The sequence below is a fragment of the Cloacibacillus porcorum genome, assembly GCF_001701045.1.
Lineage (GTDB): Bacteria > Synergistota > Synergistia > Synergistales > Synergistaceae > Cloacibacillus > Cloacibacillus porcorum.
Genome location: NZ_CP016757.1, coordinates 1,719,151 through 1,738,432, shown reverse-complemented (window position 1 = coordinate 1,738,432; position 19,282 = coordinate 1,719,151). Strand labels below are relative to the sequence as shown.

Annotated in this window: 15 protein-coding genes; 13 read left to right on the top strand and 2 right to left on the bottom strand. The window is 50.3% G+C overall.

Annotation, left to right across the window (positions count from 1 at the left end):
• Positions 1 to 15 precede the first annotated feature (15 nt).
• The 8 genes from dxs (at position 16) to BED41_RS07720 (ending at position 10,228) form a co-directional block, all read left to right on the top strand.
• Positions 16 to 1,884 (top strand): 1-deoxy-D-xylulose-5-phosphate synthase, encoded by a 1,869-nt coding sequence (dxs, locus tag BED41_RS07755; protein WP_066744612.1) that lies wholly within the window; start codon positions 16 to 18, stop codon positions 1,882 to 1,884.
• Entirely contained in the window at positions 1,881 to 2,705 is an 825-nt protein-coding gene (locus BED41_RS07750; protein WP_066744610.1) for a TlyA family RNA methyltransferase, read from the top strand. Before dxs ends, BED41_RS07750 begins: the two co-directional genes overlap by 4 nt.
• 11 nt (positions 2,706 to 2,716) lie before the next feature.
• A complete protein-coding gene (locus BED41_RS07745; protein ID WP_066744608.1) occupies positions 2,717 to 3,604 on the top strand; it encodes an NAD(+)/NADH kinase in 888 nt (295 codons plus the stop codon).
• Positions 3,605 to 3,606: 2 nt separating this feature from the next.
• Positions 3,607 to 5,268: a DNA repair protein RecN gene (locus BED41_RS07740; protein ID WP_066744606.1), complete on the top strand. Its 1,662-nt coding sequence runs from the start codon at positions 3,607 to 3,609 to the stop codon at positions 5,266 to 5,268.
• Positions 5,269 to 5,949: 681 nt separating this feature from the next.
• A complete protein-coding gene (locus tag BED41_RS07735; protein WP_066744604.1) occupies positions 5,950 to 7,638 on the top strand; it encodes a C25 family cysteine peptidase in 1,689 nt (562 codons plus the stop codon).
• A gap of 14 nt (positions 7,639 to 7,652) precedes the next feature.
• A complete protein-coding gene (locus tag BED41_RS07730) occupies positions 7,653 to 7,955 on the top strand; it encodes a vWA domain-containing protein (protein ID WP_066744602.1) in 303 nt (100 codons plus the stop codon).
• Between the two features lie 68 nt (positions 7,956 to 8,023).
• Positions 8,024 to 8,908, top strand: coding sequence for a hypothetical protein (locus BED41_RS07725; protein WP_066744600.1), 885 nt, complete (start codon positions 8,024 to 8,026; stop codon positions 8,906 to 8,908).
• Positions 8,909 to 9,373: 465 nt separating this feature from the next.
• On the top strand, positions 9,374 to 10,228 hold the full coding sequence (locus BED41_RS07720) for an aldo/keto reductase (protein WP_066744598.1): 855 nt from the start codon (positions 9,374 to 9,376) through the stop codon (positions 10,226 to 10,228).
• 209 nt (positions 10,229 to 10,437) lie between these two features.
• Here the strand turns inward: BED41_RS07720 and BED41_RS07715 are convergent, their stop codons facing one another.
• Positions 10,438 to 11,274, bottom strand: a complete 837-nt coding sequence (locus BED41_RS07715) for an EamA family transporter (RefSeq protein WP_168160247.1) — start codon at positions 11,272 to 11,274, stop codon at positions 10,438 to 10,440.
• 44 nt (positions 11,275 to 11,318) lie between these two features.
• Entirely contained in the window at positions 11,319 to 12,536 is a 1,218-nt protein-coding gene (locus BED41_RS07710) for an aminotransferase class I/II-fold pyridoxal phosphate-dependent enzyme (protein ID WP_066744594.1), read from the bottom strand.
• A 264-nt stretch (positions 12,537 to 12,800) separates the two neighbouring features.
• Between BED41_RS07710 and BED41_RS07705 the strand changes: the two genes are divergently transcribed.
• The 5 genes from BED41_RS07705 (at position 12,801) to nadD (ending at position 19,278) form a co-directional block, all read left to right on the top strand.
• Positions 12,801 to 15,815: an ATP-binding protein gene (locus tag BED41_RS07705; RefSeq protein ID WP_066744592.1), complete on the top strand. Its 3,015-nt coding sequence runs from the start codon at positions 12,801 to 12,803 to the stop codon at positions 15,813 to 15,815.
• A gap of 445 nt (positions 15,816 to 16,260) precedes the next feature.
• A complete protein-coding gene (gene rplU, locus BED41_RS07700) occupies positions 16,261 to 16,572 on the top strand; it encodes a 50S ribosomal protein L21 (protein WP_066744590.1) in 312 nt (103 codons plus the stop codon).
• Between the two features lie 26 nt (positions 16,573 to 16,598).
• On the top strand, positions 16,599 to 16,856 hold the full coding sequence (gene rpmA / locus BED41_RS07695) for a 50S ribosomal protein L27 (protein WP_066744587.1): 258 nt from the start codon (positions 16,599 to 16,601) through the stop codon (positions 16,854 to 16,856).
• 338 nt (positions 16,857 to 17,194) lie between these two features.
• A complete protein-coding gene (gene obgE / locus BED41_RS07690; protein WP_066744585.1) occupies positions 17,195 to 18,649 on the top strand; it encodes a GTPase ObgE in 1,455 nt (484 codons plus the stop codon).
• A gap of 17 nt (positions 18,650 to 18,666) precedes the next feature.
• Positions 18,667 to 19,278: a nicotinate-nucleotide adenylyltransferase gene (gene nadD, locus BED41_RS07685; RefSeq protein ID WP_066744583.1), complete on the top strand. Its 612-nt coding sequence runs from the start codon at positions 18,667 to 18,669 to the stop codon at positions 19,276 to 19,278.
• The last annotated feature ends 4 nt before the right edge of the window (positions 19,279 to 19,282 follow it).

Sequence of the window (19,282 nt, the reverse complement as noted above, 5' to 3'; positions counted from 1 at the left end):
CAAGGTGGAATCAAAATGAGCCTTTTAGAATCCGTTGATGATTTCAGAGGCCTGTACGGGCTGAGCGAAGCTGAACTTAAAAAACTGTGCGCGGAGCTCAGGAAAAATATAATTGACGTGACCCTTGAAAACGGCGGGCATCTCAGCTCGTCGCTCGGCACGGTTGAGCTAACGGTGGCGCTGCTGCGCGTATTCAACCCCGACGTGGACAAAATAATCTTCGACGTCGGGCACCAGAGCTACGCCTATAAACTGCTCACGAAGCGCCGCAGCCGCTTTGAGACTTTGCGGAGGAAGGGGGGCATCGCCGGTTTTCCGCGCATGGACGAGAGCCCCTACGACTTTTTTACCACCGGCCACAGCAGCACCTCGATCTCCGCGGCGATGGGCTACGCCAAAGCCCGCGACCTTCGCCGCGAGGAGCACGAGGTCGTAGCGGTGATCGGCGACGGCGCGCTCCTCAACGGCGTCTCCTTCGAGGCGCTGAACTGCCTCGCAAGCCTTAAATCCAAAGTCATCATCATTCTTAACGACAACAAAATGTCGATAAACCCGCGCGTCGGCGGCATGGCCTCGCACCTCGCGAAGCTCGCCGTCAACCCGACCTACAAAAAACTTAAAGACTACATAAAGAGCCAGTGCACAAACATGAAGAACGGGGAAAACATCAACTCCTCGCTCTCACGCATAAAGATGAAACTCAAGTCGCTGCTGCTGCCGACAAACGTCTTTGAAGAGCTCAACATAAGCTACTGGGGCCCCTTCAACGGCCACAACCTCACCGAAATGGAGGAGGTATTCCGCCTCGCGCGCCACTACGACGAATCGCTGCTGATCCACGTGATGACCGAAAAGGGTAAGGGCTGCCCGCAGACGGAGGCCTATCCCTCCTTCTTCCACGGCATCGGCCCCAAGACGAAGATCGACGCCGCGTCGCATGCCTCTTCGGGCTGCGGCGAGAGCTGGAGCGGCGTTATGGCCGAGGTGCTCTGCGAGCTGGCCCATGAGGACCCGCGCGTCACCGTCTGCACGGCGGCGATGAAGGACGGAACCAAACTGGAAAACTTCGCCAAAGCCTACCCGCAGCGTTTCTGCGACACCGGCATCGCCGAGGAGCATATGCTCATCTATGCGGCCGGTCTCGCGGCGGCGGGAATGCGGCCCGTCGTATGTATCTATTCCACCTTCCTACAGCGCGCCGCAGACCAGGTGATGCACGATATATGCCTGCCAAAACTGCCCGTACTGCTGGGGATCGACCGCGCCGGACTTGTCGGCGAGGACGGCGAAACGCACCACGGGATACTCGACGTCGCCTGGCTGCGCGCCATACCGGAGATGACGGTCGCCGCGCCGCGCGACGCCGTTGACTTGGAATTCTTCGTCCGTGAATGGAAAAAGAGGTCGCTGCCGATGGCCGTGCGCTACCCGCGCGGCAAAGCCGTAAAAGCTATTGCCGCGCCCGGAAGGGAGCGCAGGCCCGCGCCGTGGGGCAGGCTGGAAGTGATAAGCGGCGGCGAAGAGATCTGCCTTATCGGCATCGGGAGCACCGTGGAGCTGATGCTGAAGAGCGCCGATGAGATCGAAAAGATCAGCGGCAGACGTCCCACCGTGGCCGACCTCCGCTTTATCAAGCCGCTTGATTACGAGGGGCTCGACGCCCTCCTGACGACGCATAAGGTAATCGTCACCGCGGAGGAAAACACCCTCACGGGCGGCGCAGGCGAGGCGGTGGCGTCATACATAAACGCCAAAGGATACGCCGTGAGAGCCGCCGCGGCGGGCGTGCCTGACCATTTCATATCACACGCCACCAGGGCGCAACAGTGGGAGGAATGCGGCCTCACGGTGGAAAACATTGCGCGGCTCTGCCTGACGAAATGAAACAAAAACTGATACGGCTCGATAAATTCATCACCGACAGGAAGCTGGCCGCCTCGCGCACCGCGGCGCAGAACTACATCGAAGAGGGGCGCGTCAGCGTGAACGGCGTCACCGTCACGAAGGCGGCCTCCATGGTCCAGCCCGACGCCAACGTCAAGCTGGACGCCCCTGAAAAAGAGTGGGTGAGCCGCGGCGCCTATAAACTGCTTAAAGCCATTGAGAGCTTCGCCATCGAGGCGGAGGGCCGGCGCTGCGTCGATATCGGCGCCTCTACGGGCGGCTTTACCGACGTGCTGCTGGCAAACGGCGCGGCAAGGGTCTGCGCGGTGGACGTCGGCTATGGACAGCTCGCCTGGAAGCTCCGCAGCGATCCGCGCGTTCTCGTGCTCGAACGGACGAACGCGAGAAACCTCACCGTTGAGATGATAGAGAACGAGCGGGCCGACATCATCGTCTCCGACGCCTCCTTCATCTCGATCACCCTGCTGCTTCCCAAAATGGAAGAGCTGCTGAAAGACGACGGACTCATGGCGGTCCTCGTCAAGCCGCAGTTCGAGGCGGGGCGCGAGCGGGTGGGGAAGGGCGTCGTCACCGATCCCGCCCTCCACCGGCAGATACTTGAAGAAGTGGCGGACTTTATCGACAAAGAGACAGGCCTCTCGCTCGAGGCCGCCGACTATTCGCCGATACGCGGCCCCGAAGGCAACATAGAATTCCTCTTCCTGCTGAAACACAAAAGGGCGGGAAACGGCGCAAAAAGGCCGGATTTTGATAAAATCGTTGAGGAGGCGCACAAGAATACCAGCGCTCATCCGAGGTAGAGGTGTATCACATGGAAAAAATAACTAAAAAAATCGGGCTGCTCTTCAACACCCAAAAGCCGGACGCTATTGAGATGGCCTGGCGGCTTTGGCGCTGGAGCAAAGAAAACGGCATAAACTTCCTGCTCCCGCCGCACGAGGCCTCCGCGATCGCCCTTCCCGGCGTTGCGGACGACGTCTGGCGGCAGGAGGCATCCTTCGCCGTCATCCTCGGCGGGGACGGGACCTTTCTGCGCGCCGCTCGCTACACCTTCGGCGTCGATGTGCCGCTCTACGGGATAAACCTCGGACGCCTCGGCTTCCTCGCGATCGGAAACCCCGACTCGGCGGAGAAAGATATAAAAGCCATCATCGACGGGCAATATACCCTCCAACTCCGGCGGCTCCTCAAGGGGCAGGTCTGGCGCGGCGGACGGCTCGTACACGAACTGCACGCCCTCAACGACCTCGTAATCTCCAAGGGCAGCCTCGCGCGCGTCATCGACCTTGAGGTGAAGGTGGGAAAAGAGATACTGAGCCTCTTCCTCGCCGACGGCCTCATACTCTCGACGCCGACGGGCTCCACGGCCTACGCGCTCTCGGCGGGAGGGCCGATAGTGCCGCCGCACGTCCCCTGCATGATAATGGCGCCTATCTGCGCCCATACCCTCTACGCCCGGCCCGTGATACTCAGCGATACCGACAACATCATCGTCATCCCAAAAGGGGACACGCGCAGCCTGATGCTGACGCAGGACGGCCAGCTCGGCTACGAACTGCTGCCCGGCGACGAACTGCATGTGATGCTCGACAACGAAATATACGTCCATACCATCCAGCTCAACGGACGCAGCTACTACGACCTGCTTAGGGAAAAACTGCGCTGGGGCTTCAACGGCATCAGAGACGGAGGCGACTGAGCTTGATAGAAGAGCTTGAGATTCACGGAGTAGGCGGCATCAGGGAGACCTCGCTCAGCTTCGGCGGCAACTTCATCGTCATCACCGGCGAGAGCGGCGCGGGAAAGAGCAGCCTCGTGCGCGCGCTGGAATTCATCGCCGGCCGCCGCGCGCAGCTGAATCACATCCACACCCTCGAAGAGGCCTGCGAGGTACGGGCGGTCATGACCTCCGAACCGATACCGGGAATATCCGAAAAATGCCAGCCGCAGGACAAAATGCTCATCGCGCGGCGGACATTCGCGAGAAGCGGCAAGGGCAGGGCCTCGCTTCAGGAACAGACGGTGCCGCTCACCATCCTGGCTCACGCGATGGAGACGAACGTCGTCATCCAGAGCCAGTTCGCCCAGCTCGGCCTGCTGGACCCCCTAAAACAGCTGGAACTCGTCGACTCATGCGGCGGGGAAGAGCTTAAAAGGGCGCTGGCGGAGCTTGAGATCGCCTTTACCTCGGCGCTCGCGACGGAAAAAGAGATATTCGCACTCAAAAAAAGACGCAAAGAGAGCGAAAACCGCTTTGACGACGCCCCCTCCGTCCTCCGGCAGATAAAGGCCCTCGAACTGAAGGCCGACAGCGAGGCGGAGTGGGAAAAAGAGCTGCGCGAAATGGAGCGCGGCGAGGCGGTCCGGCGTTCACTGCGGCTCATCGCGGAAAAAATGAACAACGCCGAGGGCGGCCTGCTGGACCAGCTTGAAAAAATCGCCAAAGACCTCTACGGATACGCCTCGGGAGATGACAAACGCTGGCACGAGGCGATAGAAAAGACCCTCAGCGGCGCACAGGAGCTCTCAAACCTCATCTCCGAGGCCTGCCGCGGCGCAGCCTCCGCGGAAGACAACGAAGAGGCCAAAGAGCGCCTTGAAAAAAAACTCGGCATGCTGCGCAAAATGAAGCGCACCCTCAACATACAGAGCGCCGCCGCGCTGCTCGCATACGCGGCGGAGGCGGAAAAAGAGCTGGAATGGCTCAAAGAGAGCCACAAAGAGCTCGAAGATCTTGAAAAAAGGGCCCTCGCCCTGCGCCGCGAGACCTCGCGCCTTGCCATCGAAGTACGGGCGCTCCGCAAAGCATCGGCCCAAGCGCTTGCCGCGAAGGTAAACGAACACCTGGGCGGACTTGGCATGGAATACGCGGCCTTCAACATCGAGATCGAACCGCTCGACCGCGTGCGCTCAACGGGCGCGGAAAACGCCATCTTCACCCTCGCGCTGCCGGACCAAAAACCGCTGCCCGTAGGCAAAAACGCCTCCGGCGGCGAATTGTCGCGCATACTTATCGCGTTACAGCTCTCAGTAGGCGACGACAAACTGCCCGGAACATTGGTATTCGACGAAGTCGAGGCGGGGCTCGGCGGCAAAACCGCGCTCTTCGCCGGCTGCAAACTGCGCCAGCTCTCACGCCGCTGCCGCACGATACTGATAACCCACCAGGCGACCATCGCCGCGATGGCCGATCAGCACTTCGTCGTCAAAAGAGAGGGAGAAAACACCGAAATAACGGAGGTCGCTGGAGAGGCGCGCGAACGTGAAATCGCAAGAATGCTCTCCGGCGACGAAAGCTCCTACGAGGCCTTGGAACACGCAAAGGCGCTGCTGGAAAACAGCGGCGGGGAACAATTGTTTTGATGTCCGGCGTTTTGAGGCTACCGCCACACACATATAATCTGTTGGCGGCAGCCCGACTTCGTTCAGAAGATAATCACAAAATCGGTCGTTCCCGCGTAGGTCTCATAAAACCAAGCACTAGATCTTTGCCTAGATGAGCGTATTGAACCAATACGCTCATCTAGGCAAAGATTGGTGGCAATCAGCTAAATATTGGTCTCTTCTCTAATGGCACCAACGGTCAATACGGCTGCGATCATAAGAAAAACAACGACAGTCATCGCAATGCGATGTGTGTTATTTTCTTTAATCATGGGTAAATCGTTCTGAGAAAATGTCGTCATCTCTTAGCAGTAGTTCTGAAGCGAACTTTTGAGAGAAGGCGCCATACTGCACCATGATACATCCCGCCGCCTCCCTTTTGTGCTTATTTTCCTTTAACGATTAATGGGCGACCTTATTGCCGAACAATAAAATAATATTAACAGCCATTTAATTTAACATTGAATTCTGCGTTTTTTTTGTTATACTACAGATAGATTTTTATTTTTCATATTATTCAAAATATTTATGTGTTTAGAGCAATATCCACGAGAATGGCCTTATTTTGTTATATATTAATATATCTTACGGTTAAATAGTTATTTTTAGTAAAAATACGTAAATAGCAGTAAATACTAACTAAAACAAAGGAGAAAAATTATGCCGACAAGAATATGGAAAAATTTAACTCACCATGATAGTTCTCCCCAGCCAGCCGAAAAAAAGGTCTTGGAAACAAAACAAATGGACATAAGAGGAGAGGGGAGTATTCGTGTCTGCTATCGATTAAATGGTTTTTGGCAGCAGGAAAACCCATTTGAAAATGAAGGCTATATGCTGTTGGATATACCTCAGGCCGGATTTACGGATGAGCCTGGTTCACCTATGCTTGCCAGAGAAGGATTGTTCGTCGTCATCCCCGCTAACGCGGAATACAGTTCCCTTTCGGTTGAAAATCTCTGTCCAGAAGAACTGCCGGAAGAATACGACTTACTTCCTGTACCACGAGACGTACTTGAGACGGAAGAGTTGATTTTCGACAAAAACTCCGATGTTTATGGGGTGGATGAACAATATCCGCAGACACCGGTTAAATATATAGAAACAACCGACATTTTAGGCGTACGCTGCGTACATCTTGCTGTATGCCCCTTCCAATATTACCCACGCAGCAGAAAATTGACAGCGCTGCGAAAAATTGTCGTCACGGTCAATTACACCATTGTTAAGTCTGCATACGATATTTCCGCCAAGGCTAACCTGAATATGATCGATAATACTCACTACTACTCCCAATTATTGGGATATCAGCAGGACGACGCAAAAAATCCAAGCGACTCAAAACCGAGAATGATCATTGTAACAAGTGAAAAGCTCGCATATTCCCTGCGAATATTGGAAGGGGTAAAAAACTTTCTTTACGACGTGGAGGTCGTTTATATTGAAAAAATCAAGGATTCCTATAATGGAAATGATTCAGTGGAAAAAATACACAAATTCCTGCTGGCCGAGCACGCAAAAAGACCTCTTAGTTACGTTATTTTGGGTGGGGGAATCGATATAATCCCCAGTAAGATGGTGGATGACAACGGAGATCCGAATGGTGATGATCTTTTCCCCAATGATAATTACTACTGTTCAAACGACCCGGCAAAACCGATCCCTCTATTTGCCTTGGGCAGATTGCCTGTATCATCGGTTGAAGAAATGAATAAAGTGGCAGATTACGCTTCGTATTACAACCGTTTTTACAACGATAAACGAAAAAATGCCGTATTCACTTCATATAACGACCCATCACACGGATATGAACAATGCAAGCGCGACATAAAATCAACGCTCACCGGAGACTTTTCCGTAACGGAATGCTATGACGGGCAATGTTCAAAAGAAACTCTGATCAAAGAAATAAACAACGCCGTAGGTTTTATAAATTACCGCGGGCACGGAGACTACGACAGATGGCAGTCGGGTAACGGCCTTTCAGTCAAAGATATCCCAACGCTTGATGTCAAAAGAAATACGCCCCACGTGTTGAGTATCGCCTGCAATAACTGTAGTATCCACAAATCCGGCAGCTTCGGAGTGGAATGGATAAAACAGCTGAAGGCTATCAGTTTTTTGGGAGCCTCAGCTCCGTCGTATACTACAGTAAATCATGTTTTTGACAAATATCTGTGGGAGGGGATTCATCAAAAAAAGATAACCAAAATTGGAGACATATTTGTGTGGGCGACTTTGGAATTGTACCGCAACAAGCCAGACCGTCACACCATTACGAATATACTTGAATACCTGTTGTTGGGAGACCCCAGCGCGGATTATATGGATGGCAAACCTGACAAATAAAAAGGAGAACGATCATGAACAACGAACTTACAGACGATCAGAAACTGGGCTTTGTCATGATGATGGACCTATCTGGGTCTATGGACAGGGTCCTGCCAATGGTAAAGATCGATTCAAAAGCATTCGTGCGCTGCGCGAGAGTTGGCGACCAGTTTGGTGCCAATGCTTTCAGCGACAATGCATGGTGGGTCTATCCTTCCGGCAGCGATCCGGACATCGTGACCGTTACCCCTGGCCTGAAAGAGACGGAAGCAGCGGTGCAGCTGATAGAAAAATTAAACACACACAATATAACACTGGGCCTGATCCGCATTTAGTCCTGGAAAACGAGCCTCCGATATACATTGCGGGGCTGGGAATTTTGGATATGCGGTATTTTAATGAAATGGTAAAGAAAAATCCCAAAAGCCGTTTCTATAATTCGCCTAACGCCTATGAAATGATGTTGATTTTTAACCAAATTTTATCTGATTCATCAGACATTAATCTGACCATGAACAGCCTTAAAAAATATAATGCCGGAAGCGACTACATTCTTGAACCTTTTGGCATCACTGAAGATGATAATGATGCTCAGCTCAGCATCGTTTGGTCAGACAAAAAATATAAATACACGCCTGGGGACCCCAGCGCCGAAAATATCAACGTCACCCTTATAGAACCTTCAGGAAAGCCTAGTTCCGTCAGGCCCGACATTGCTGAAGACGGCTACTGTATCTACAACCTGCACAATGTCCAACCCGGAGACTGGAAACTTCTAATCCAATATTCTACGCGAGAAGCTATCGGTGGCACCGCGGGCGGTTTTGAGTTCCATACCTCCATAAAAACAGATCTGCTGCTGCCTGCAAATATAAAAAACGGCGAACGCTTTGACATCAAAATCGCCTCGCGCGATGACAGGCAAATCGATGAGTTATCGGTTAAGGCGAACATCTCACGACCTGATTATAATATAGACGAGGTCTTGGACCGTTTCGCAGGAGAACTCAACAGTGTTCAATTAGATAACGATGCGGAAAACAATCAATACACACTCCTGAAAAAACTGAGGGCTCGGAAACTCCAAGATGAGAGTATCGACATCCTCCCGTTAAAGCATCTCACGTTAACGTCAGATTTCTCCGGCGTAGACGGAGACTGTTCGTTATCGATGGATGATACCGGCAACACTGGAGCCTACAACGTCAATGTGGAAATTCGCGGCGTCGACCCGGTAACCAAACGCCCATTCAAGAGCTTAAAAGCTGGGACTGTGATCGTAGAATAAATAAACCGACCATTTCTCTTCCGTATTTCTTTCTATAGGAGGAAAAGGCGTATTTGAAGTTTTATAGTTCGTAACGTTGGCAGATAATTGAAAATTAGTAATTTTGCAGGGAGACGCACGATGTAGCAGTCTCCCTGTAAATTTTTCCGCAGGACACGGCTATATAAATGAGTAACGTAGATACAAAGGTCTTCGCTCTCTTGTGTGGAAAGAGACACTTATATGAAATTGCCTCTATAAAAAAATAATAAATTACATACATGTTATACATAAGGGATATTTTTACATACTTATATCGATGCAAAATCCGACACCGACAACTAGCGTCGGTGATAAAATAATATAAGATGATGGCAGAAAAATTGGCTAATCATAAACTCTCAGCCATAGACAGACAATGACTGAAACACGGACAGAATAACATTTGCGTATGTTTTTAACGAAATAAAGAGTGAGGTAAATTCTATGGACAGACAGATTCGCTTTCCCGACGGTGAAACAGTACCCGCCATCGGACAGGGCACATGGTTTCTCGGAGACCATAAAGAAAAGGCCGCACAGGAAAAAGAGGCGCTGATCGCGGGTGTGGAGGCGGGGATGACCCTGATTGACACCGCGGAAATGTACGGAGAGGGCAGGGCCGAAAGGTTCGTGGGGCAGGCTGTAAGAGAGCTTGACCGCGCCAGTATCTTCCTCGTCTCCAAAGTCTATCCGCACAACGCGGGGCGGGAGCGCATCTTCAAAAGCTGCGAGGCAAGCCTCGAGCGCATGGGCACGACCTACCTTGACCTATACCTGCTGCACTGGCGGGGGCCCATACCTCTGGAAGAGACGGTCGCCTGTATGGAAGAGCTGAAAAAGAGGGGCCTGATCCGCCGCTGGGGCGTCTCCAATTTCGACACCGACGACATGCAGGAGCTGTGGAACGTCCCCGGCGGGAAAAACTGTGCCGCGAACCAGGTGCTCTATCACATAGCCTCGCGCGGTATTGAATACTCCCTGCTTCCGTGGCTGACGGAGCGCCACATCCCCGTGATGGGCTACTGTCCGCTGGCGCAGGGCGGCGGCCTGCACCGCGGACTCTACAGCAGCGGGACGCTCAACAAGATCGCCGCAAACCATGACGCCACCGTCGCGCAGATACTCCTCGCCTTCGCCGTCCGCGGCGGAAACGTGATCGCCATTCCCCGCAGCGGACAAAAACAACACGCGCTGAACAACGCGGCGGCGGGCGACATAACCCTGACGGAAGAAGAGCTCCGTCTCATCGACCGCGAATTCCCCGCGCCAAAGAGAAAAACAGTCTTAGACATCGTATAGAGCGCTGACTGTTAGGAGACAAAAAATGAGGTCATTACGATAATTTATGTGATTTTGCATCAAATATTACAGACGGAATCCTTGTGAAAGGAATTTTTTCCCTTTGCGTTTTTTTACGGATAGAAAATTATTTCTATGCACATTCCCCCAGCGAGAAGAGCCGGTGCTTTTCTGTTCTCGCTGAGGGAATGTCGATATTACAACAGTTTTCAGTTCCTGTTTACAAATTTACATCTTTTGATCTTCCCATAGGGGAATAACGGCAAAACAAGCAACGCCGTCAGTATTATCACAAAACCAGATTCATTAAGGTCGAACACCCTGTAGAATATCACCGACAGAATCATCGTCAGAAACGGGATAAACGCAACGATTATCGCGTTTACCTCCGCTCCTATAATATTAATACCCCTTTGCAGGAAATAGACCGGCAATGCAGTGCCGGTCAATGCTAAAACAAACATGTAAAGCATACTCCGCGAATCGACAAGCTGAATAGTATCTTTCGGCAGCATAAATAAGGAGAATAGCAGCAGCAGGTCAAAACGCAGCGCGAGTATCTGGTTTGCTGAAATTCCCGCCAGCTGTGCAAATCGTGAGGAATCAACGGCATAAAAATAACCGCTGACGCTGCCGGTAACGGCCCATAATATTCCTAAGAAGCACGTTGTTACGCTCCGTGCAGAAAAACACAGGTAAGCGCCATAGACAACGCAAAGTATCAGCAGAACAACAGACATACGGACATTTACCCGGCGTTTTTCCCTTCCCGCCTTTAGAAACCAATAGCCAAGCAGCGCGCTGCCTGCAAAATAAAAAGAGTTGTAATTGGATGCCCCCACCATCTCCGTACTGAAAAAACAGAGCGTATAGATCAACAAAGTAAACAGCATCATCCGCAGCGCAACACCCTTATATTTGACACATGCCGCGTAAGTCTCTTTGATCTTTTTTATACACATTAGATTAAAGATCGCCACGGTCATAAGTGTATTGAAAAATATCGAAAACCACAATGGATAGCGAGCCGTGGAATCCTCTATCATGATGGACGAAACCGCTATTAATATGACAAAAATAATAGAGTACCTCATTTCCTCTTCCTATCGGCCCATTCTAATTTTATAAGCTTCAGAAGGCCGGCAAACTTTCTCAGTTCTTCATCTTCCATATTAGCACGTAACATTATGCGTAATCCTGAATTGCCTCTTTTTACGGTCGGGAAGGCAACTGTCGAGGTATAGAAGCCTTCTTCAAACAGGCGAATGCCCGTATAAAACAGTTCGTCTTCGTCAGGGTATTTGATAACTCTAACCGCGCTCCAAAGGTCGCTCTCTTTGATATCCATAAGCTGGTCAAAAAGTCTGACCTTCTCATGCAATATCTTTTGCAAATTATCGACAGTACCGTCAGCATGAAGTTTCAGACAGGCTCGTGTAGAGCCACAGATCATCGAAGGAACGGGAGCGCTCCATTCGAGCGGACCTCCGTATCTCTCAATTATATCGAGTAATTTTTTGTCAGAAAACAAAATAACGCCTCCGCCATGGGCGCCAAATCCCTTTTCTAATGAAGCGATAAAAAACGATCTATCGTTTAATGCTCCAAGTTTATCGATTAACAGCCCCTTTCCGTTCTTACCAACAACGGAGAGCCCGTGAGCTTCGTCGATCAAAATATACATACCATATTTTTCTTGCAGCCGCAGTATTTCATCCAGGCATGTGACGCCACCCGTGCTATAAAGACTTTCACAAAGATATACGACAGGGTTTTTAGTTTTGCATATTTTTTCCAGCGCCGCCATGTCATTGTGGTTGATAGTGATCACCTCCGTCTCATCAGCACAGGCCGCCTTCATATAATTCATACAAAAGTGTGCATTTTTATCATAGACCATGACCGGCGGCTTATTACCGGTAAAAAGCCCGGCTGCCAGCAGTGGGAGGATTCCGAAGGAGGCTAACGAACACGTCCATGTCATAAATGCGTTGCAGCCTATAAAGTTTCCGAATTCTTCATTTACTTCGTCTACGATAGCTAAACGGACCCTTAATGGGGCTGCCGCTATTTGGATACCGCCCGCCTCTTCAAGACCGTCCAGCAAACCCTGTTTAACTGTGGGAAAATCATTTAATCCTAAATAACTGCAGCTGGACATATTCATGAAAACATGCCCGTTTTTCATCCGCATCATCTCTCTGCCAATATCTTTCCCCGTTACACCTGACAGCCCTAATCTTTTTATTTTCTCAAACGACTCATCGGCCAACTGTACCATTTTAGGGATATTTGCGAAATTATGCATAACCATACCTCCTCAATATTTTCGTTCTCGTAGTATTAATAAATGATGGCTGACTAACAGATAATCTGTCTTTGTTGTTTGCAAGTATATAGATTAAGCGTAAAATACATATAAAATCAGACCAAGAGCACAAGGGTTGTTTTATAAACAAAGTTCGTTTATTTTTATTTTTTACGCATATTTTATGATTTTTTTGATACATTTTATCAAATTTAGAATAAATAAAAATTATCTGCGTATCAACGCAGAGAATGGAGCGCCCCTTTGGACAAACAAGACATTCTTAAATTCCATTTACTTGGAAAAGCCCGCATTGAAAAAAATGGAGAAGAGCTTACCCTGCCGTTTAAAAAAGCAGAGGCCCTTTTGTTTTATATCGCCTTGGAGGGAATCTCTTCAAGAGAGAAAATAGCCGGGCTGCTTTGGGGGGACAAGGGAGAGCGCGAGGCGGCGGGAAATATCCGTAATGCGGTTTATCAGCTAAAAAAAATTCTGCCGCAAAACTTTTGCTCCTGTGGCAGAGAGCTTTCATTATGCTGTTTTATAACCGATGTTGAAGAACTATGCGCGCTTCCGGCGGAATGCACCTTACCAACGGTAATATTTGAAGAGCCGCTAAAAAACTTTGGGCTGCCGTCATCTCCCGAGTTTGACGAGTGGCTGCGTTATACAAAAAAGGATATCAAAGATAAAGTTGTCAAATATTTAAAAGAAAGGAGCTCTATTTATACGGCTGGTCCGGAGAGTATGAAGGCGGAAACGCTATCGGCCATTCTTAAACTTGAGCCATTTGATGAAGATACATTACTCCTATTGATGCGTTGCTATATTAGTATGAAGACGCCATCCAAAGCGCTGTCTCTTTACAGGACTTTCTGCGAACGACTGGAGGAAGATGGCGTTGCCCCCGACGCCCATTTGCGTCAATCAGCTCAAAAGCTGCTGGCTGATTCAGACGGAAATGCGTTGCATATGAATAATTTCTTTTATGGACGTAATTGTGAAATCAATGAAATTATCGGCAACGCTTCCCGGTATAGCGGCGGGATGTTGTTCTGTTGTATACACGGAGAGGCCGGTATTGGCAAAACAACACTCGTCAATAGGGCTGTAAAGCTGCTTAAGGACGAAAATGTCGAATTATTCAGCACCCTCCCATTACCTGTGGGAGAAAGATTCCGATATTCCTCATGGAATGAGTTTGTACGTCAAATTACCAAAAAATATAATGACCGCGCTTTATCGATAGGAGGGGACTCTATCGCAATATTGTCCCGTTATTTCTACGACCTGCCGGATAATATGCAGATCCGTGGAGCCCCGCTTTCTCCAGAGCGTGAAGTATTCGCTGTCGGACATACGCTCGCCATGCTCGTTAATAGACTATGCGCGGGAAAGCGGCTTATGTTGATTTTTGAAGATCTGCATTGGTACGACGAACATTCGTTGGCTCTATTGCGTATCTTCATTATGAAGCTGCGGCTTCCTGCGATCTTCTTTTTTACGAGCCGCCCTGAATTTTCTGATACGATAATAAAATTTCTTTATAACATCAAAATCGAGTTTCATCATTGCCTTATGGACATACCTCTGCCGCCTTTTTCCAAAGATGAGACAGTCAGCTATTGTCGTTATTTTTTGAAAGAAGATATATTAGAAAAGAGAAACGAAGATTATTTCTTTGATAAAAGCGAGGGAATCCCGTTATTACTTGCGGAAATGGTAAGAAAAGTTAGAGACCATGCGGAAGCGGACTGTTCAGTAGCTCTTGATAAACTGATAATGAGCCGCTTCGAAGAGCTCAGCGTGCTGCAGCGTGATATATTGTCGTGCCTTTCCGTATTCGGCGGACCGGCGTCTGCGGAAAACATCGCGGCAGCGCTTTCTATGCCGTGTGAAAATATCTACGAGCCGTTGTCCGATCTGCTTTGCAGAGATATGATACGTGAAATTGAAAGCGACGGCAGGTTCTTTGTAGACTTTTCTCATGAAAACATAAAAGAAAGTGTATATCGTTCCCTTTCTGGTTTTAAGAGGATATACCTTCACAAAAGTATCGCAAAATTCCTGTCTGCAAAATATTATCCACACGTATGGAAACCTGAATTATCAGCAACTTTATGTTATCATTACAAAATAGCGGGAGAAGATGTAAAGCTGTTGGAACAGCGTCTTGAGGAAATTTACTTTGACCTTAATCTTAACCATATACTTTTCCCCTTGATAGAGGACGGGGTTCTTTTAGAGTGTTCTATGCCTTTCAGCAATAAAATTGACACCGAAGAAAAATTCAAGGCCGTCACGCAAGTATTTGAAAGATGCGGCGAAAGCGCCATAGGCTACGCTCGTTTACTGCGTAGATTAAAAGCCTCCTACTATGCGATGTATGGATGTTATTTAATCAGCTGGGGGGAATATACGGCGGGAATAAACGCGACAAATCTTGCCTCCAGGCTGGCTGAACAGGATGATGGTCTTTTAGAAATATCGCTTCGTTGTCTTGAAAACACAGGTTATCAATACCTACAAACCGACAATGCCGACGCTTTGAAAAAAACAGCGAAAGAGATACTACATCATGCGAAAAAGAAAGGCAAGGATAAGCATATAGGGCTTGCGCTTCGTTTCATTGGCACAGCGTACATGATCGAACGCGACTACGACACAGCAATTACGGTATTTAGAGAATCAGTCAAAATCTTTGAAAAATTAGAGTGTGAGAAGAAATTTTATACATTGAACCGTCTCGCGCCGCATTGTTATATTGGAGAGATCCACCAATGGCGCGGAGACGACGAACTTGCAAAAAAAGAGTTTGAATATTGTACGGCTTTATGCATGGAAAGGGGACTATTTAGCGGACAGAGCCACTTTCAGGCACATGCAGCCGACGCTGCGCTGGGGCTTGGTGACAACGCGTTATTCCATAGGCATATCAAAGAAAGTACCTTATCGTTCGAAAGTTCCCGCGGAGGCTGCTGTACACCTGTGCTTTACAGCCTGAAAGCTATCGACGACGTGTGGGAAAGAGATATAGCCAGTGCCGTCAGATCGTTAAAAAATGCTGATTTTCTTATCACATCGGGAAGAAAAAGCTGGCGCGCCGTTCATGAAATGTCAAAAGCGTATGTCGTAAAATTCTCAGATATAAAGCATAAGAGAGAATTATTGAATCATTTAAAAATGCCGTGCGAATACTACGCCAATAACGCCGCGTCGCTTTATGAAGAATTGGGCGCACATAAACGTGCCGATTATATAAAACGGCAGTTTTTGTAATCCTGCCATGCGCCATAAACGCTGTGAATGATGCCGTCCGGCGGCATAGGCATTGACAACAGGCTTTCAAGTGTTTGTGCAGGGCAAACTCAAGAGTCAGCCGTCAACGCTCGTGCTGCCGGGCAGCGTCATTTTTTGCGATTTCACAACGTTCGCCGTAAACGTAAATTATCTTAGATATTAAAAAAATAAACATGGTTTTCCTCCGGTAGATGTTCACCGAGGCCTGCCGCTGCCATGTGAAAGCGAAAAATGCCGCCACCCGGCATCACGGGCTGTCCAATGTTCGTCAAAATACTTGGCGCGTTTGCCCGGAGTGTTTGTGCCCAGCCCTTGACACGGCCCTCTTTTATCTCTATACTTGTCAAGTTTTAGAATACGCTTGGTGCGGGCTTTAAAATGTCGTTTGGCTGCCTGACACACAGCGGAGGAGGGAAATTATAGAATGTACGCAGTAATCGAGCAGGGCGGAAAGCAGTACAGGGTCGCGGCAGGCGACAAGTTCAGGGTGGAGAAGATCCACGCTGAAGACGGAGCACAGGTAGAATTTGATAAGGTTATTCTCCTCGGCAAAGACGAAGGCGCAGTGGTTGGCGCTCCTTATGTTGAGGGAGCTACGGTAACGGCGAAGATTCTTGAGAGCGGCAAGGATGACAAGGTCATCGTCTTCAAGTACCGCAGAAAGAAGAACTATCGCAAGTTCCGCGGTCACCGCCAGCAGTACACGCTCGTTCAGATCGAAGCAATCAACGGTTAGTTTTTACGCAAGGGGGATATTGAGTTATGGCACATAAAAAAGGGCAAGGAAGTTCAACCAACGGCCGCGACAGTCAGCCTAAGTATCTTGGCATTAAGCGCGGAGACGGTTCTTTTGTAAACGCGGGAACGATCATCGTCCGTCAGAGGGGCACGAAGTACCACCCCGGACAGCACACAGGCCTTGGCCGTGATTTCACGATCTTTGCGCTGGTCCCCGGCAAAGTCCGCTTCCAGACAAAGGCAAACCGCAAGTACGTCACGATCGAGCCGGAAACACTTTAACTAAATCGAGAGAATCACTGATTATACAGGCAATCTTTGACAGATCTAATCAGTGGCATCAGAATTTTTCGGGGGCCCTCATAGAGCAGGCCCCCATTTTTTAGATGGAAAACCAGCGGTCATATACACTCCGACGGACAAACCAGACTCTGTTGTGGAAAGCGAAGATTCCCATCCCACCTGTAAGCCACGGACGTCCTCCCGCATGTGGCTCCGGCGTATGTATGATACGTCTGACGGGGCCGCGCACCTCTGTTAGCGCGAAATCAATGTCTGGCTTTTTGTCCATTACCAGCGGAGCAGTAATGTAGTGGTTATTTTTGAAATGAGGTGAAAATATGAAATTTGTCGATTCTCTGCGAATGTCTATCAAGGCGGGACGCGGCGGCAACGGCTGTATGAGCTTCCTGCGCGAACGCTTCAAGCCCAACGGCGGCCCGGACGGCGGTAACGGCGGGCGCGGCGGCAGCGTGATTTTCGAGGCTACCAACAACCTGCAGACACTTGCAGACCTTGAATATATGCACCATATCAGAGGCGAGAACGGCGGACACGGCAAGGGCGCCGCGAGAAACGGCCCCGCCGGCGAGGATAAGGTGATCTATGTCCCCTGCGGCACGGTCATCTACGACGCGGAGACGGGGGAGGGCTACGCCGACCTTGTGGAGCCGCACGACCGTTTCGTCGCGGCACGCGGCGGACGCGGCGGGCGGGGAAACCGCTATTTCGCCAGCTCGGCGCGCAAGGCCCCACGCTTTTGTGAACAGGGCGAGCTTGGCGAAGAGGTAATGCTGCGGCTTGAGCTGCGGCTCATCGCCGACGTCGGCCTTGTTGGGCTGCCCAATGTGGGCAAGTCGAGCATTCTGGCCGCCATCTCCAACGCTCAGCCGAAGATCGCCAACTATCCCTTTACAACGCTCTCACCAAACCTCGGCGTGCTTAACACCGGCGACGAACGTATCGTCATCGCCGACATCCCGGGGCTGATCGAGGGAGCCCATATGAATAAAGGGCTTGGCCTCGAATTCCTGCGGCATGTAGATAGGACGAGACTTCTCGTGCATGTTTTAAGTCTCGAAAGCGGCGATTATGATACAATAATCCAGGATTTTACGGTCGTGCGCCAGGAGATGGAGAAGTATGACCCTGAGCTTGAGAAACGTCCTTACTTCGTCGTCGCCAATAAGCTCGACGAGGTGGACGAAGGACTTGCGAAGGAGTTGGCGGAAAGGCTGGCCGCCTATTTTAAGGAGAAGGATATCCTTATGATCGCGGCAAGCGCCCTGACGGAGGAGGGGATCCCCGAACTCGTCAAGGAGATAATCAAGTTTGTAAAGGATCATCCGCGTCCGGAGAGCAACGTACGGCTCTACGCCCTCGAGGAGAGGGTGCCGGAGAAGACGCCGCTCCGTAAGCGCAACAGGATACAGATCATCACGCTGCACGGCGGCGGTTACCGGGTAATGCACCGTCAGCTGGAAAAGGCCGCCGAGCGTTATGATTTCAGTCAGGAAGAGAACGTGGCGCGCTTTACGCGGCTGCTGCGCAAGTATAAGGTGGAGGAGCTTCTTGAGGCGGCGGGTGCCGTGCCCGGCGACACGGTAAGCATCGGGTATAAGGATTTCGATTTTTATCCCGATTATTATCCGGACAAGCTTCCCGACGACGAGCCGGACGAGCTTATTGAGAGCGAAGCAGAAGAACTCTCTGAGGACGGAACGCCATTGCCAGATACTGACGATGACGAAGAGGCCTCTGAAGGCGGAACTTTAGAAGAAGACGAGAATAAATAATAAATAGGAGCATTGATATGACCGAGGAAAACCGCAGAATAGGTATCATGGGGGGAACCTTTGACCCGATTCACAACGGCCACCTGCTGGCCGCGGACGAGGCTCACGCAGCCTTTGGACTTTCCGAGGTCATATTCGTTCCTACCGGGCAGCCGCCGCACAAGACAAACCAGCGGGTCACCTCCGCTGAAGACCGTTATATGATGACGGAGTTTGCCACGGTGGGCTGCCCTTATTTTAAGGTCTCTCGCGTGGAAATTGACAGAGTGGGGAGCAGCTACACGATAGACACGCTGCGGACGCTGCGCACGATGCCCGAGTACGCGGGAGTGGAATTCTACTTTATCACGGGACTGGACGCCGTTCTGGACATCGTCTCATGGAAGAACCCGGAAGAGATTATGGACATGTGCAAGTTTGTCGCTGTCAGCCGCTACGGCTATACGCACAAGAGGATGGAAGAGCTGCCGAGCGAACTGCGCAGCCGGATAATCCCCCTTGAGATACCGCTGTTGGCGATATCAAGTACCGAGCTGCGTGAGCGCATTAAAAACGGCAGGAGTATCCGCTTCATGGTTCCATCCGCGGTGGAACAGTTCATCAGAAAAAAATCCCTGTATAAGAACTAGACGG

Bases quoted from the DNA above. Each gene is read 5' to 3' on its own strand.
- BED41_RS07710 (WP_066744594.1), bottom strand. From the start codon at position 12,536: ATGCATAATTTCGCAAATATCCCTAAAATGGTACAGTTGGCCGATGAG.
- BED41_RS07725 (WP_066744600.1), top strand. From the start codon at position 8,024: ATGGTAAAGAAAAATCCCAAAAGCCGTTTCTATAATTCGCCTAACGCC.
- rpmA (WP_066744587.1), top strand. From the start codon at position 16,599: ATGGCACATAAAAAAGGGCAAGGAAGTTCAACCAACGGCCGCGACAGT.
- BED41_RS07730 (WP_066744602.1), top strand. From the start codon at position 7,653: ATGAACAACGAACTTACAGACGATCAGAAACTGGGCTTTGTCATGATG.
- BED41_RS07750 (WP_066744610.1), top strand. From the start codon at position 1,881: ATGAAACAAAAACTGATACGGCTCGATAAATTCATCACCGACAGGAAG.
- BED41_RS07715 (WP_168160247.1), bottom strand. From the start codon at position 11,274: ATGATAGAGGATTCCACGGCTCGCTATCCATTGTGGTTTTCGATATTT.
- obgE (WP_066744585.1), top strand. From the start codon at position 17,195: ATGAAATTTGTCGATTCTCTGCGAATGTCTATCAAGGCGGGACGCGGC.
- rplU (WP_066744590.1), top strand. From the start codon at position 16,261: ATGTACGCAGTAATCGAGCAGGGCGGAAAGCAGTACAGGGTCGCGGCA.
- dxs (WP_066744612.1), top strand. From the start codon at position 16: ATGAGCCTTTTAGAATCCGTTGATGATTTCAGAGGCCTGTACGGGCTG.
- BED41_RS07735 (WP_066744604.1), top strand. From the start codon at position 5,950: ATGCCGACAAGAATATGGAAAAATTTAACTCACCATGATAGTTCTCCC.
- nadD (WP_066744583.1), top strand. From the start codon at position 18,667: ATGACCGAGGAAAACCGCAGAATAGGTATCATGGGGGGAACCTTTGAC.
- BED41_RS07745 (WP_066744608.1), top strand. From the start codon at position 2,717: ATGGAAAAAATAACTAAAAAAATCGGGCTGCTCTTCAACACCCAAAAG.
- BED41_RS07720 (WP_066744598.1), top strand. From the start codon at position 9,374: ATGGACAGACAGATTCGCTTTCCCGACGGTGAAACAGTACCCGCCATC.